We start from the raw sequence: 14,135 nt of genomic DNA on the forward strand, positions 1-14,135 counted from the left end.
GGACTGGACGGACACAGTCCTTAACCTGGGTTGGTGACTACTGATATCGACTGGTAGTTCTGTCGTTGTCACACGGTAGTGTCGTCGTATCGGCTGGCATACGAGATAGCGAGCAGTCCGAGACCGAGAAGTCCACCTACTGCCACTAAGCCGAAAATTGCCAAATTTGGCGGGTTTAGTTCGAACACAATTGGGCCGATTTTACCGTACTGTGCTGCTGGCCCACCGTCGGTAAGTGGTCCCGACGGCCCACCATTCCCGTAGATGATAACTCCCAGCACGTACCCGAAGATACCCGCGACGGCAACCGCGCTGAGATACATCCACATAACGACTCCGCGCCCGTTGGTTACCTGACTGTCTGCCATTTGTCTAGACCTATCGTGGGGTTCCAGATGCAACAATAGCCCGGTTTCAGTTAAACGTTCGATGACATATCTCCGGAAACTCCTTCCCCCTTCTCGATACTGAGAGCAGGTATTAGGACTTCTTAGACGTTGATAGCGTAACATGAAATGGATATGCTTGCGAAACCAGATTGGGACGAGAAACGCAAGTCATACACCAAATGCAAAACTGCCAGTTGCTGCTCAAGTAACCTGTGCGATAGCTATATTGAGAATTAACACCCAATTATACGCAAGGGCCCTGACGGCAATTTCCGTTCGTTCTTGTGGCCAGATGGTTACGTTAAACCGTTTGCCGCCATTTTGTCCTTTCTTAATTGCCGTAATCAATCCTGTAACTCCGACGAATGCCCAGCCAAGCAGTCTAATAGAACCTAGTTTAAGTGATCAGGTAGCAGCAAGAATCCCTGTGGTCGGAGCTATAAGGAAAAACGTCTGCTGTTGGTCGTTGTGGGGGTGAATTTAATTCGCCCCATTACTTCAAACTTCCAGAGTAACCACTCCGAATATCCGAAACCGTGAGACAGAGTTGGCGTAGTTATGCCTGTGAGTCAGACGATCCCGTGGCTAAATCCCGGGTTACCATTGCTATAAGTGTGAATAGTAGAATTAACAACATCACAATGCTGGCCACGACGAACATGCTAGCTAACCCACCTTGGGTGTATCCGGGGGTCCTAACGTATATAAACGTAATTGCAACCAACAGAATCAGCATCGTGACGACGATACCGTCTCCTAATCTCTTTCTCATATTCGGACAAAGGCGGTCAATCAGTATAATAGGCTCGGAAACGGGTAGCGAGAACGCCGGACCGTAGTGATAATCACACGATTGTCGGGTGAAGTTTTGCCGCCAGCGTCGTCGAGAGCAGACAAAGAAGAATGAGGATGGCGACGCCAAGATGGGCTGTGACGATTATTGGTTGGAGTTCCCGGGTAACAGTCAGCCCGCCTAGTAGCACCTGAATTGGAAGCAGAATAAGAGCGGTCATCGCTGACCACTTGATGAGCGATTCTTGTGGGCGAAACAGCCATCCTGTAACTGCTGTTGCCAGAATTAGCAGTCCCGCAATGAATGCGAGTCCGCGGTGGGCCCACTCGGCGAAGATTTGGAGCGCGGAATACGGCGAATTAGCGATAATTTCGGGCTGGAGAAACGGGAGCCAAGTCCCGTAACAGGTCGGCCAGTCAGGACAAGACAGCCCAGCGCCAATCGCGCTGGTATATGCGCCGAGAAGCATCACAATATAGGTTACCACCAGTGTTCCTCCAGCAAGGTGTACGTATCGTAGTCGAGAACGCCGTATACGACGCGGAATTGTAGTTTGTCTCATCTTTCTTTGAGCGGTTTTTCGATAAACGAGGGTTAGAAGGGGCTACTGAAACGTCTGAACCGGTATCCCAAATTCTGGGATACCGCCCCACACTCATTAGCTGAGACTGCTTGTCCCTGAATCGGAGCAACGCTACTGTCGAAACCGAGTAATGCCGAGGAATGATGGAGAACCGGAAGATTCCCACACGAATGAGATGACAAAACCGCCGCAAAATCAGGGTTCAGAAGAACGATCAGTCTGCCCGGAGTGTGGTGGGCAGATTCGTTACGACGATTCGCAGAGTGAGGTAGCGTGTGAAAGTTGTGGCTTAGTCACCGACGAACAAACTATCGACCATGGTCCAGAGTGGCGATCGTTTAGCGACGAACAACGACAGAATAAAAGTCGGGTCGGTGCACCGACGACGCCGCTGATGCATGATAAGGGGCTCAGCACAACTATCAGTTGGCAGGACAAAGACGCGCGTGGCCAATATCTCTCCAGTCGGAAACGAGAGCAACTGCAACGTCTCCGCCGGTGGGACGAACGATTCCGCACGAAGGATGCCTCAGAGCGGAATCTCAAACAGGCATTCGACGAAATTGATCGGATGGCATCGGCACTTGGCCTGCCTGAAGCAGTTCGTGAGACCGCCGGCATTCTCTATCGGCGTGCCGTCGAGGAAGGGTTGCTTCCGGGCCGATCCATCGAAGGGATGGCAACGGCTGCGCTGTACGCGAGCGCGAGGCAGCATCAAACTCCGAGGTCCCCTTTTGTCGTCGAAACGGTAAGCAGAGTCGAAAAGAAACGCTTTCAGCGAGCATACCGATACCTCTCCCGGGAGCTTAACCTTGAAATAGAACCGGAGTCCCCGGATCAACATCTGCCGCGGCTCGCGTCGTCGCTTGACGTGACCGACGAGGCACTCCGACGTGCGCGAGAACTGCTCGACGTTGCCCAGCGGAACGGCATCCACAGCGGGAAAAGCCCGGTAGGCATGGCGGCATCCGCGCTGTACGCAGCGACGTATCTTACAAACGAGAAACTCACCCAAGAGACTGTGAGTTCAGCGGCAAGCGTGAGCAAGGTCACGATTCGAACTCGTTACCAAGAACTTCTCGATGTCTACGCCGAGCACGAGTAATGAACAAGCATACGAGCCAAATAGAGACGGACATCGTGGAGTCACTTGCTGGCGAATCAGAGACTCACGCGGTTGAAATTGCGGCCACGATAAATCGACACCCAGTGCACGTCGAGCAGGTATGCATCCAGCTTTGCGAACAAGGAGTTCTCAACTCGAACCGACGCGGATTCTACGAACTCACCGATGGTAGTTCCCAACAGTTCGAATGCCGGTGACCCAGATTCCGATAGGCAATGCGCTGCCAGTATGCGTATCAACCAAACTGCCACGAAGAGGCGCAGCTATCAACTCACGGCGAACAGTTGGATATTGTCACGCGGAACGGCGGCCGGGAATCATACAACGTATCCTACGAAAAACCGAGGAATTCAGCATGGTGGATGATACAGCGACGTCGGACGATCAGCCATCCCCTGAACTCGTCCTCGACGCGCTGGATGATCCGGGCTGTCAATCAATACTCCGCGAAACCGCCGATCCAATGACTGCTACCGAACTCGCCGAAGCGTGTGACATCCCCCGTTCGACGCTGTACCGGAAGCTTGAACAGCTCAGTGACGCCGCACTCCTGCGGGAACACGACAAAATAAACCCTGACGGTGGGCGAACGTCGTACTATCAGCGAAATTTCGAGAACGTGAACATCACGATTGACGAGGACGACACATTCTCCGTGACAATCGAACATGGACGGCAAGGAACTGACGAGCGACTTCGAGATATCTGGTCGAAGATGGGTGACGAGCTATGAATGAGATCATGGCTGCGATTGTCGCCGTGAAAGCGCTCATTCTGGGCCTTGGAGGTGGAATTACGTATATCGCACACAAAGCATACCGTCGGACGGGTGACCCCTCACTCGGACTCCTCCGAGTTGGATTCGGGATTGTGACGTTCGGTGCACTGTTCACCGGTATTGCTAACGTGGTCTATTCGGTATCGCTCGCAGTCGGCGTCCTCGTCAACAGCACCTTCGTGGCCGCCGGTCTCGCTGTGATTCTGTATTCGCTGTACGTCCAGGACTGACGACGCTCGTACATAATCATGCTACAGGGATATTTCCAAAATCAAAGCGAACGAACCACCGCTGTTGCACAAAAACTGAACGAACGCAGTTCAACTCCCGCACAAAGTGGAGACAATCGCGGTACGGCTCGCTTCGGCTCTCTTCTCGCGTTAGTCGTCCTAGTAGTTCTTGCACAGATTCCGGTTGTATCAGCCCATGGCGGCGAAGGCCCACTCGTCATCTCGCAGCAGGCGAGTATCGCCGTGACCCTCGGCGGAATTGGACTTGTCGCTGGCTGTGCGTTATTGAAGCGTCACGAACAGGTCTCGCCGACAACAGCGCTATACGGAATTGGAGTCGGACTGTTCGTCATTATTCTCGGGATCATCATTTTCGACGGGGTCACACCAGATCCGACCTATGCGGCCAGTTCGATGCCGTTCCCCCGCTCGTGGTACGAAGTGCTCGGGCTCGGTGTCGGCGTCAGTGTTGTAGTAGCGAGTTTCGGTATTGGAATGCTTCGGTGGCCGACTCGCCCACGGTACACGTTCCTCGGCATTCTCATGGGCTTGTGGATCTCGTACCCATACGTAATCCGTGGCTCAGCGAGCTACACCCACCCGCTGGGGTATCTCATCGTACTGGGCACACCGATTCTCGTCGGATATGTTGTCTGGACGGATCGAGGGGATGTCGTCCGTGCAGCTCTCCGGGATCGTGTTGCGCGACGGTTCGGTGCCATCGTTACGCTTCTCTCCGGGATATTCTTCCTTTCGTCAAGTGGGTATCTCTCGTTCTTCTGGGAGGAGGGGCTGCCGCGTGAGCGCGTCATCACGGTCTTGCCAGTCAATTATCAGCTTGTCCAGTGGGACACGCTCGAAATCGTGCTCCCGCAGATTCCCTTGACGGTGGCTCTCTCGATTGGGGTAGTTACGATAGTCGGGCTGTTGAGCGTCCTGATCGGAATGAACGCCCTCCTGATTGCTTGGCAGTGGCGACTTGAAGAGGGTGCGGGAATAACCCAGGGAACAGCCGGCACAGGGTCTGTTATTGGTGCCTGCACGTGTGGCTGCTGTGGTCCACTCGTCGCCAAAATCGCCGTACTAGCGGCCGGCCCCTCCGTCGCAGCACCACTATACTGGGTGTTCGTTGATTCCTCTTCCCCACTTAGCGCGTTATTTATCGTGGCCACGGTGGTCATCTTCACTGCCACGCTCGTCCATTCAACTGAGAAAATGGACACAGGAGTGTCCTAACCACGACTTTCACGAGAAAGACGCAGTTATATTGGATGCCTCCTCGATTCGGCTGGTTCCTGTCCTGCCCCAGCGCTCCTAAGATGCGGTGCAGGCGGTTAGCGCTCGGAGGTCGAGCGTCGATGTGTTACGCCCCCTGCATGTCCATCGGTCGGAGCCAGTGGTACCACACGAATAGTATCATCCCACCGTATCCCGCCGCCCAAACAATCTGGCCGAGCGTATCTGCGCCGACCTCGGAGAGGAAGTAACTAGTTACGCCAGGGATAGCGACACCTGCGAAGACGATTGCGCCGAATACGACTCGGTCGTCGAGATCCATTAGGCGACACCTCGTCCCCGAATCAGACGAGGACCGATACTCGCCACGCCAATACTGATGCCGCCTGCAATCAATAATGATGCCCCACGGAATGCCACGTTGTAGCGGACTAACAGCAGGCCGGCAATTGCTGCGAGTGCGCCGAGCGTCGCCACTGTATAAAATGGACGTGTAATATGCTGTGACTCCGTTAGAATCCCCGCGATAGATCCAATAAACAGCAGCAAGCCGCCGACGGTTACTGGGCGCAGTCCGAACACAACACCCAATTCCGAGGTGACGAGACCGAGCGCGACGAGTGGTGGCCACGGACTTGCGCGGGGATAGACGTCACTTAGTCCTGCTTCACTCATGCTGACACCTCGTCAGAATCCGCCTTAGTAGGCGTGATACGGGAGAGCCGCATCGCATTCCCGGTAACGCCAAGCGTCATGCCAGCATCCCCGATCAAAACAGCAGCCCAAATCGGGACCAACCCGAACGGCACACCGAGTGCGAGCAGTCCTTTGGCGCCCAGACTCGTCCAGATGTTCTGCCGGATGACGCTGTTCGCGTCGTGGGAGAGTTCGTAGAGGTACGGCAGCTTCGACAGGTCGTCGCTCATGAGCGCGATGTCTGCCGTTTCGAGGGCAGTATCCGTGCCAGCTGCACCCATCGCAACGCCGACGGTCGCCGTCGCGAGCGCGGGTGCGTCGTTAACCCCGTCGCCGATCATCGCGACCCCGTCGTACTGCTCGTCGAGTTCCTTGATCGCTGTGACCTTCTCGTCGGGCAGGAGTTCCGCACGGAACTCGTCGACGCCGACCTCATCGGCAATCGCCCGGGCGGTCCGCTCGTTGTCGCCTGTGAGCATGACGACGTGCTCGACGCCCAAGTCGTGGAGCTGCTGGATCGCCTGCTTCGCCCCGGGGCGAATCTCGTCGGCCACGGCGATCACACCCTCGATCTCATCCTCGGTTCCCACGAGGATGACGGTCTTTCCCTGTGACTGGAGTTCGGGGACAGTCTCTTCAAGAAGGTCGAGGCAGTCATTCTGCTCACACATCTGCTGGCTCTTCGTCGTAACGACACCGCCGTCGGTTGTCGCGTGGACGTGTTCGAGATCGAAGCCTAACTCCTCGAAGAATCCAGGTTTGCCTGCATAGTGTTTCTTGCCGTTGAGAGAGGCTTTGACGCCCTTTCCGGTGATACTATCGAAGTCATCGACTGTTGGCGCTCCGATATCACTATCCTCGGCGAACTCGACGATTGCATCGCCGATGGGGTGTTCGGACCGCGATTCCAAACCACGGGCACACTGGAGGACATCGTCTTCAGTGTTATCGTTCAACGGAACGATATCGGTGACGGTGAGTTCGCCTTTGGTGAGCGTGCCGGTCTTGTCCATCGCAATCGCCTCGACTGCACCCATTGCTTCGAGATGGTTACCCCCCTTAATGAGGACGCCGTTCTTCGCGGCGCTGGTGATCCCCGACACAACGGATACGGGCGTGGAAATGACGAACGCACAGGGACACGCTAGCACGAGCAATGTGAGCCCATAAACGATGAACGTCGGCCACGATGCCCCGAACAGGAGTGGCGGAACGACCGCAACCAAGACCGCGAAGCCGACGACAACCGGCGTGTAGTACGAGGAGAACCGCTCGACGAACTGCTCGCGTTCGGTCTTGTTGGACTGGGCGTCTTCGACCATCTGGATGATACGCGAGAGCGTGTTATCGCCCGCTTCAGAGGTAACCTCAACCTCAAGATACCCCTGTTCGTTGATTGTCCCGGCGTACACCTCATCACCCGGTGTCTTGTCCACCGGCACGCTCTCGCCTGTGATCGGGGCCTGATTGACAGCACTCTCCCCGTCGAGAACCTCGCCGTCCATCGGGATTTTTTCGCCCGGACGCACGACGACGATGTCGCCGACAGCCACGTCATCGACTGGAACCGTCACCTCTTCACCGTCTCGTTTGACCGTTGCCTCATCAGGCGAGAGGTCCATCAGCTCTTGGAGTGAGTTCCGGGCGCGGTCCATCGAGTAGCGCTCGAGCAGCTCCGCTATGCTGAACAGGAACGTAAGCGTGGCGGCCTCGAAGTAGAGCGCTTCCCCGAAGACGAGGCTGGCGATGATGGCGCCGCTGATGGCGATGCTCATCAACAGGTCGATATCGAGATTACGGTTCAGCGCGGAGTAGTAGCCGTTGCGGAAGATGACCTGGCCAGCGGCCCCAACGGCAACGAGGAAGAGGATATCGGCGAGAAGTAACTCGCGACCGACGAGTTCAGCCACGAGGACGTTCTGGCCGGTGAGGAAGAACTCGAAGAGCAGGCCGAATGTGACGACCCCTCCGCTAATCCAGGTTTTGATCGCCCTCGAACTGGTCCAGACGCTCCCCCGGTCGTCAGTAGCACTCTCCACAGTGTCTGCGTCGGTCGCAGTTGAGTCAGTCACCTCGTAGCCAGCATTCTCGATCGCAGCAGTGATCTTCGATGGTGAAATGGAGTCACCATCGTAGGTTGTAACTACCTTCCCGGTCGTCGGCTGTGTCTCGTAACTTGAGAGCTCCTGGACGTCATCAAGCGCATTTTCAATTTTCCCCGCGCAGGAAGGACAGTCCATCTCCGGGACAGTGAACGTCGCAGTCGTTTCACTCCGGTTCTCGATGGTATATCCGGCCTTTTCGACGCGCTCGGCAATCGCGTCCGGCGACGTTTGATCTTCCTCGTAGGAGACCGAGAGCGTTGCCGTCGTTACCTTTGGATCGACACCGATGATCCCGTCAAGCTTCTCGACGCTATTCTCGACTTTCCCCGCGCAGGAGGGACAGTCCATCTCCGGGACGGAAAACTGGACAGCGCTGCCCTCCTCGAACGAGGCGTCATCGTGGTCGTGGTCGTGATCGTGGTCGTGGCCACCTTCTTTTGGTGGTGTCATTATGTAAGCGGAGGGGCCACAGTCTTATTAAATCAGGTGCTATAGAACGGCCATTTGTTAATTGCTATTATTAAATAATGAAGGGCGAGATAATATATCTAATGCCTTATAGTTATCCGCGGCACGCCCTCCAAAGCTTAATTCTACAATTGCAGCCGGCAATTCGGGGATAAACTACGAAGCAAAACCCGTTCAGCGGTGCTAACAACGATAATCTAGGCGTACCGAAGTGCGAGATCCTCGACGCGCTGGGGGAGTGGGGAAAGATATCTGGGCAGACGAGTCGTGGTTGCTGTGGGTGTGGAAGGCATTCGTCTCACCCAATTACATCCCGGCACTGTCGTTTCGCCGGTTCGTCATGATGACCCCACTGAACAGCATCAGGACTGCGAGCGCGACCATCCCGAGGTCCCAGCCCATCCCGGCAGTCATGGTTGAGCCCATACCGCTGCTCATTCCGCCACCCATCCCGCCGTTCATCCCGGACCCCATTCCACCGCTCATCCCCCAGTTCATACTCCTAGTAACGCCGACGACCGCCTGATTAAGCAACATCACCAGCGAGTACCCGATCATTAGCGGCCCACTCGCGTTCCCGAGCCGACTCGCGTAGGGCGTGAGCAACACGACACCGTGAACAACGACTATCACGCCGAGGAGCGCCATGAGGAGGCCGCTGTTAGAGCTCATCATTCCGCTGCCGGTGGTCGCCGAGAGCAGCGAGTAGACTCCCGAAACGAGTGCGATTGCGGCTCCGTACTGCCGTGTCGTACCGTCTGTGTTCATCGTATCCATATCAGACCCCGAGCATCATCCGAAGTGTCCCACGGACGCCCATCGGCAGTCCGATTGCTCCGGTGAAGAACGTCATGAGCCACCACCAGGTGTGATTCATCTCGTCTTTCGCGTCCGCGAGGTACCACACGATGCCGCCGGTTACGAGGAGTTTGAGGACGAACGTCGACCCCGAGAATCCAGTCGCCTGATACACGAGATTCGTGACGACCAGCTTCGGGGAGTAGCCGAGGAACGTGACACCGATGAGGTTCTGCGCTCCGTCCCACGTTTGTCCAAAGACGGCCAGCAAGAACATCGGATGGCGGAGATGTGCGACGTCAACGAGACGTGCACTCCAGTAGTAGAGTGCGGTCACGCCGAGGGCGATCCCCGTCGTCGCAACAGGAACCCACAGGCGGAATGTCGCCGCCGTTGAGAGTCCATACCAGAGTGCCCACCCGACGGCACCGATCGCCCAGACCGACCCAACGAGACCGACTATCGACGGGATGGACCCGATATTCCGGTCACGACCGAGTGCGCCGACGCCGAGTGCGAGGACGGTGACGGCGGTGACGACGAAGTAGATCGAGGGTGTGATGAACCATACTGCGTAGTCGCCGAGCAGTCCGATGTCCTCGAGGGCACGCATTACTCCGCCGGCGACGATAATCGGCGCGAACCCGTATGCGAGCCGGGCATCGAACGTGACATCGAGGTAGTCGAGATATGCCCAGAGTCCTGGGAGGCTGTACACGACCGCCGCGAGATAGGTCACCGTGTTCACGGTGTTGTATCCGCGGACGGCCTGTATTCCCTCGTGTGTGACAGGCTGGCCGGCAGCGTCGGCGACGACCGGACCCCAGAGATACTGCCAGACGAACCGGTCGTAGACGAGCGACGGGAACGCGAGGAGTGCGGCACCGACGAGGACGACCGGGGCAAGCAGATACAGCACCCACCATTCTCGGGTTCCGGTGTCGGGGAGGACGGTTTCGACGCGCCGCGCAACGATACTCACGACTCATTCACCTCGACTCGCCACGTCGTGCTCTTCGAGCGTCCCCACTGTTCGAGTGACATAGCTGAGAGATCGTCCTGAAGCTGGCTGAGGTACTGTGCGACGGCTTTCGGCGACCCGTCGAGGTCACTGGCGATATCCCGAGCCCGGAGGTACGTGGGCTCAGTATCGGCTTTCTCGACGATATACGCGTGTACCGTGCGGCGGGAAATAGCTGACATGGATCGAGGGCAGTGGTGTTCAGCGGAGTTTTCCGAGCAGTTTGTAGTCGTGATCCGGGGTGTACCGCCGGAACAGCAGGCTGTTCGACAGCACCGACACGCTCGAGAACGCCATCGCCCCGGCCGCCAGCACGGGTTGGAGTAGACCCAGCGACGCCAGCGGAATCATCGCCGTGTTGTACCCCAGCGCCCAGACGAGGTTCTGCTTGATTTTCTGGAGCGTCGCGTCCGAGATGCGGATTGCCTTCACCACGTCGAGCGGGTCGTCGCGCATCAGCGTGACGTCCGCAGCTTCGATCGCAACGTCGGTGCCAGAACCGATGGCGGTTCCGACGTAAGCGACGGCGAGGGCGGGCGCGTCGTTGACGCCGTCGCCCACCATCATCGCCTGCCGCCCCTCGTCCTGAATGGCCTCAACGGCGTTGGACTTGTCCTCGGGGAGGACCTCCGCGCGGACGTTCTCCGGGTTGATGCCGACCTGTTCGGCGACGGCGCGGGCGGTGCGCTCGTTGTCGCCGGTGATCATCATCACGTCGACGCCGCGCTCCTGGAGCTGGCTCACCGCGTCTTTCGCGCTCTCTTTGATCGTGTCGGCGTCGGCAACCACACCCACGAGTTCGCCCTCGTAGGCGACGAGCATGGCTGTCTTCCCCTCGTTTTCCAAGCGCTCCATCGTGTCCTGCGCGGGCGACGGGTCGATTCCGTTGTCACGGAGGAGCTTCCGATTCCCGACCAGCACCTCACTGTCACCGACGGTCGCTTTGATGCCATGACCGGGGACGTTCTCGAAGTCATCCGGGTCGGTCACGTCGATGCCGCGCTCTCTGGCTCCGTCGACGATTGCGCGGGCGAGTGGGTGTTCGCTCCCGCTCTCTGCGGTGGCAGCCAGTCGCAACACGTCGTCCTCGCTGAGGCGGTCATGGGCGGTCAGTTGGCCGCCATCAGCAGTGGGTTCACCACCACCATCCGAGACGGGCTGGCCGTCGTTATCGAAGACGACGACGTCGGTCAGCTCCATCTCCCCCTTCGTCAGCGTCCCGGTCTTGTCGAAGACGACCGTGTCCACGTCTTTCGCTCGTTCGAGGATGTCACCGCCCTTGAACAGGACGCCGTTCTGTGCGCCGATGGTCGTCCCGACCATCGTCGCAGCGGGCGTCGCCAACCCGAGCGCGCAGGGACAGGCGATGAGTACGGCCGACGCGAACACGATGATCGAGAACTCGAAGACGGTGACGGTCCCGCCGGCAATTGCAGGTCCTCCTGCCACGGCACCCCACAGCGGAAGCCACTCAACGAAGCCTGCGAGGGCTCCGGGGAACAGATACCAGACAACACCCCAGAGAACGGCGTTCGCGATGACCGCAGGGACGAAGTACGCCGAGATGCGGTCGGCAAGGTTCTGGATGTCGGGCTGGCGCGACTGGGCTTCCTTGACCGTCTGGACGATCTGCTGGAGCGCAGTGTCGTTCCCAACCTTCGTCGCCTCGACGACGAGCACGCCGTTCTCGTTGATCGTCGACCCGACCACCTCGTCGCCCTCACTTTTCTCGACGGGGACGGATTCGCCGGTGACCATCGACTCGTCGACCGCCGACTGACCGTCGACGACGACACCGTCGGTCGGAATCTTCTCGCCGGGTCGGACCTTCATCCGGTCGCCGACCTCGACGTCTTCGAGCGGAATCTCCTCCTCGTTACCGTCTTCGTCGACGACGGTAGCCGTCTCGGCTTCCATCTCCAGCAGTTTGCGGAGTGCTTCGCCGGCCTGGCCCTTCGAGCGGGCTTCGAGGTAGTTCCCGAGCGTGATGAACACAAGGATGAGCGCCGCCGTGTCGAAGTACAGGCCGCCCGCGATCAGTCCGGAGAGGACGGCCACGGAGTAAACGTACGCGGTGGTCGAGCCCAGTGCGATCAGCACGTCCATGTTGGCGCGGCCGTTCTTCACGAGTGCCTTGTAGGAGTTCTTATAGAACGGCCAGCCGAGCACCAGCTGAACGGGCGTGGCCAGCAGGAACTCAACCCAGCCGAACTCGAAACCGAAGACCGTCTCGGGAACGACTCCGCCGCCAAGGAGGAATTTCTCAAGCAGGAAGAAGAGAAGCGGAGCGGCGAGTACCGCACCAAACAGGGTCAATCGAAGCTGTTTGCGGATTTCGGCCTGTCGTGCGGCGTCGCGCGCGTCCTCACCGGAGTCGCTGTCGTCGCCGTCCTCTCGGACGGGCGAGTAGCCCGCACTCTCGATGGCATCGTAGAGTGCATCCAGCGACGTGTCCGCGGGGTTGTACCGGACTTGGGCTTCGTCGGTGGCGAAGTTCGCCTCGGCCGCGATGACACCGGGTGTGTTCTCGAGAGCAGTCTCGTTGGTCTGTACACAGTTGGCACAGGTCATATCGGAGATGCCGATGGTCACCGTGTCAGACACCGCACCATATCCGGCATCTTCGATCGCTTCGTATATCTCTTCGAGCGATACCTCGTCGGGATCGTACTCGACGGAGCCTTCATCCGTGGCGAAGTTCGCGTTCGCCTCGACGACGCCGTCGAGGGACTCTAGCGCATCGCCAACTGTCGCCGAACAGTTAGCACAGGTCATCCCTGTGATGTCGAGATGTGCAGTTCGCGTTCCCATTCTTGTCCTATACTACGTGGTCCTTCCTTAGTGCAGTTACTGTTTCGAGACCAGTGCTTCAGACCAGTATAGAGTTTAGATTCAAAGGTTCAGTTCCGTCCCACTACCGAAGGATACCCATATCGACTCTCTCGACCTGGAGCGGAAATCGCGGCTACAACTAGACTCCGTCTTCGAGACGTTGATACTGGTCTTCGAAGCGGCCACGGCACGACGGACAACAGAAGTGATAGACATCATCGTCGATTCGAACGGATTCACCCTCGCTGTCGACCGTATTCCCACACTCGGCGCACGTGATTGCGAACTCGGTGCCGTCGAGTGAGGGTGTCCATTCGAGGTCGTCGACGAGCGTCACCGAGTAGTCCGTCGATGGCGCGTCTTCGAGGAGGCCGTCGATCCACCGGCGAACGTTCTGCCCTTCTGCTCGGCCGTAGAACCAGATTTTCCCTTCGGCAGTGACGAAGAGGTGTTCGATACCATCTGCATCTCGGAGTCGGCTTCGAAGTGACTCGATGGCAGCTGTGTCGTTTTCGAGCTGGACGAACACCGGAACGCCGGCTCGCAGTTGTGCGCGGTTCACGTCGATGGTGAAGCCGTTGATGATGTCGGCTTCCTCCAACCGTTTCACGCGATCCGACACGGCTGGCCCCGAGAGATCTACCTCCTCACCGATGCTGCTGAACGAGCGCCGTGCGTCCGCTGCCAGTAGCGAGAGGATCTCCATGTCCGTCTCGTCTAAATCACGCATACCTATCCGTAGAACCCCCGCATCACAATATGGTTTCCCAGCGGTTGGCTTTCGAATTCCAGTTTCCTCCCTCAGGTAGACTTTGGATTCGAAGCAGAAACTGACAAAGATGTCCCTCACGTATGTACTATGTGTATAACTCAGACCATCACTGTCGAGGGAATGACGTGCGGTCACTGTGAACAGACCGTCGAGGAGGCGCTTCGAGAAGTGAGCGGCGTGACCGACGCGACTGCCGACCGCGAGGCCGAACAAGCGAATGTCGATGGCGATGCTGACGTCACGGCACTCGTGGAGGCCGTCAAAGACGCAGGATACACCGCTCACGCCTGAGTATCGCAATCTACGGA

Annotated in this window: 15 protein-coding genes; 5 read left to right on the top strand and 10 right to left on the bottom strand. The window is 57.8% G+C overall.

The genetic code is table 11. The features are described 5' to 3' along the window. Nucleotides 1–68: 68 nt before the first annotated feature. The gene (locus tag LPA46_RS19145) at nucleotides 69–512 is read right to left on the bottom strand and encodes a DUF7520 family protein (RefSeq protein ID WP_442908236.1); all 444 of its coding nucleotides are present in this window, start codon (nucleotides 510–512) and stop codon (nucleotides 69–71) included. 722 nt (nucleotides 513–1,234) lie between these two features. Further along, a complete protein-coding gene (locus tag LPA46_RS10270) occupies nucleotides 1,235–1,669 on the bottom strand; it encodes a COX15/CtaA family protein (RefSeq protein WP_230892435.1) in 435 nt (144 codons plus the stop codon). A 271-nt stretch (nucleotides 1,670–1,940) separates the two neighbouring features. On the opposite strand from LPA46_RS10270, the gene LPA46_RS10275 reads away from it, so the two are divergent. The 4 genes from LPA46_RS10275 (at nucleotide 1,941) to LPA46_RS10290 (ending at nucleotide 5,135) form a co-directional block, all read left to right on the top strand. Continuing rightward, nucleotides 1,941–2,870, top strand: a complete 930-nt coding sequence (locus LPA46_RS10275; protein WP_230892544.1) for a transcription initiation factor IIB — start codon at nucleotides 1,941–1,943, stop codon at nucleotides 2,868–2,870. A 376-nt stretch (nucleotides 2,871–3,246) separates the two neighbouring features. Continuing rightward, nucleotides 3,247–3,624 carry a winged helix-turn-helix domain-containing protein gene (locus LPA46_RS10280; RefSeq protein WP_230892436.1) on the top strand — a complete coding sequence of 126 codons (378 nt, stop codon included), beginning with the start codon at nucleotides 3,247–3,249 and terminating at the stop codon, nucleotides 3,622–3,624. Between the two features lie 8 nt (nucleotides 3,625–3,632). Then, complete coding sequence (locus LPA46_RS10285) at nucleotides 3,633–3,899, top strand: DUF7521 family protein (protein WP_230892437.1); 267 nt, start codon at nucleotides 3,633–3,635, stop codon at nucleotides 3,897–3,899. A gap of 243 nt (nucleotides 3,900–4,142) precedes the next feature. Next, nucleotides 4,143–5,135: a hypothetical protein gene (locus tag LPA46_RS10290; protein ID WP_230892438.1), complete on the top strand. Its 993-nt coding sequence runs from the start codon at nucleotides 4,143–4,145 to the stop codon at nucleotides 5,133–5,135. Nucleotides 5,136–5,262: 127 nt separating this feature from the next. On the opposite strand, the gene LPA46_RS10295 is transcribed toward LPA46_RS10290, so the two are convergent. The 8 genes from LPA46_RS10295 to LPA46_RS10330 all read right to left on the bottom strand — a co-directional run bounded on the left by LPA46_RS10295 (nucleotide 5,263) and on the right by LPA46_RS10330 (nucleotide 13,785). Then, a complete protein-coding gene (locus tag LPA46_RS10295) occupies nucleotides 5,263–5,457 on the bottom strand; it encodes a hypothetical protein (RefSeq protein WP_230892439.1) in 195 nt (64 codons plus the stop codon). Beyond that, on the bottom strand, nucleotides 5,457–5,810 hold the full coding sequence (locus tag LPA46_RS10300) for a DUF7541 family protein (RefSeq protein WP_230892440.1): 354 nt from the start codon (nucleotides 5,808–5,810) through the stop codon (nucleotides 5,457–5,459). The genes LPA46_RS10295 and LPA46_RS10300 overlap by 1 nt, the downstream gene beginning before the upstream one ends. Then, the gene (locus LPA46_RS10305) at nucleotides 5,807–8,386 is read right to left on the bottom strand and encodes a heavy metal translocating P-type ATPase (RefSeq protein ID WP_269073663.1); all 2,580 of its coding nucleotides are present in this window, start codon (nucleotides 8,384–8,386) and stop codon (nucleotides 5,807–5,809) included. Before LPA46_RS10305 ends, LPA46_RS10300 begins: the two co-directional genes overlap by 4 nt. A gap of 324 nt (nucleotides 8,387–8,710) precedes the next feature. After that, nucleotides 8,711–9,181, bottom strand: coding sequence for a hypothetical protein (locus tag LPA46_RS10310; RefSeq protein ID WP_230892441.1), 471 nt, complete (start codon nucleotides 9,179–9,181; stop codon nucleotides 8,711–8,713). A 1-nt stretch (nucleotide 9,182) separates the two neighbouring features. Continuing rightward, on the bottom strand, nucleotides 9,183–10,184 hold the full coding sequence (locus LPA46_RS10315) for a DUF63 family protein (protein ID WP_230892442.1): 1,002 nt from the start codon (nucleotides 10,182–10,184) through the stop codon (nucleotides 9,183–9,185). Then, the gene (locus tag LPA46_RS10320; protein WP_230892443.1) at nucleotides 10,181–10,405 is read right to left on the bottom strand and encodes a DUF7123 family protein; all 225 of its coding nucleotides are present in this window, start codon (nucleotides 10,403–10,405) and stop codon (nucleotides 10,181–10,183) included. Before LPA46_RS10320 ends, LPA46_RS10315 begins: the two co-directional genes overlap by 4 nt. 19 nt (nucleotides 10,406–10,424) lie before the next feature. After that, nucleotides 10,425–13,034, bottom strand: a complete 2,610-nt coding sequence (locus LPA46_RS10325) for a heavy metal translocating P-type ATPase (protein WP_230892444.1) — start codon at nucleotides 13,032–13,034, stop codon at nucleotides 10,425–10,427. Between the two features lie 160 nt (nucleotides 13,035–13,194). After that, nucleotides 13,195–13,785, bottom strand: coding sequence for an AsnC family transcriptional regulator (locus LPA46_RS10330; protein ID WP_230892445.1), 591 nt, complete (start codon nucleotides 13,783–13,785; stop codon nucleotides 13,195–13,197). Between the two features lie 135 nt (nucleotides 13,786–13,920). Here LPA46_RS10330 and LPA46_RS10335 point away from each other — a divergent pair, with 135 nt between their 5' ends. After that, nucleotides 13,921–14,118 (top strand): heavy-metal-associated domain-containing protein, encoded by a 198-nt coding sequence (locus LPA46_RS10335; protein WP_230892546.1) that lies wholly within the window; start codon nucleotides 13,921–13,923, stop codon nucleotides 14,116–14,118. Nucleotides 14,119–14,135 lie beyond the last annotated feature (17 nt).

It is taken from the genome of Halobacterium sp. KA-6 (assembly GCF_021029015.1).
Classification (GTDB): Archaea; Halobacteriota; Halobacteria; order Halobacteriales; family Halobacteriaceae; genus Halobacterium.